1 protein-coding gene is annotated in these 870 nt (G+C 73.8%); it reads left to right on the top strand.

The genetic code is table 11. The features are described 5' to 3' along the window. Positions 1 to 141: 141 nt before the first annotated feature. The coding region (locus F8271_RS31540) for a hypothetical protein (RefSeq protein WP_151493414.1) at positions 142 to 870 on the top strand (729 nt) is incomplete at its 3' end.

The following is an 870-nucleotide window of genomic DNA, read 5'->3' as shown; positions in this document are numbered from 1 at the left end:
GCTGGTTCACCCCTGCCCGCCCGCCGGCACCCCTGACGCGGCCCGCGCCCGTACCGGACGCGGTGTCGCCGGAATCCCGCGTCTACCGGCGTCCACCCGTGGCGGCGCTGGCCGCCTGAGCACACACCCTGGAGGCAACCAGTGAACTTCCTACCGAACGACACTCTCGCCGGCTACGCCCGCACCGCCGTCGACCTGCGCACCCGCATGGTCGACTACCACCGCAGCCCGCTCGCGGCGCAGTACCTGCAGGCGTTCTTCGGCAGCCGCCTGGCCAACCACCCCAGCCCCAGCCCAGCGGGCATGGCGAAGGTCCTCGACGCGGTCCGCGCCATCACCGCCAACCCGTGGCGATCCGGCGAGCCGTACGTCATCGCCCCCGCGATGACCGCGATCATCGCCGCCGCCGCGGCGGCCCTCGACCTGACCGGCGAGGTGCTCCCCGCCGACATCGCCCCCGACGACGGCGGGGTGCTGTTCCTCCCCGAACCGATCTACCACCGCAGCCTCAGCGGCGAGGTGTCCTCGATCGGTGCGATCACCTGGGCCCGCACCACCAACACTCACAGCGGCCGGTCCTTCTGGGCCATCGCCGGCTGGGCCGACCACCGCGACCCGCACGACCCGGCGGCCGTCCGCCGTCGTGCGCAACTCGCCGACCGGCCCGACCTCGCCCGCCAGTTCGGCCCCTACGTGCTGACCGACTTCACCGAGATCCCCATCGGCCAGCCCGTCGACCCCCGCCCCGACCTGCCGGTCCTCGACGGAGACGACCGCGACTGGGAACCGGCACCCGACGGCCGGTTCTGCATCGACGAGACCACCACCCCGATGCGCGCCTGCGCCGCCGTCGCCTACGCCTTCTGGCGC

It is taken from the genome of Micromonospora sp. ALFpr18c (assembly GCF_008868155.1).
Taxonomy (GTDB): domain Bacteria; phylum Actinomycetota; class Actinomycetes; order Mycobacteriales; family Micromonosporaceae; genus Micromonospora.
This window is presented reverse-complemented; position numbering and strand designations above follow the sequence as displayed.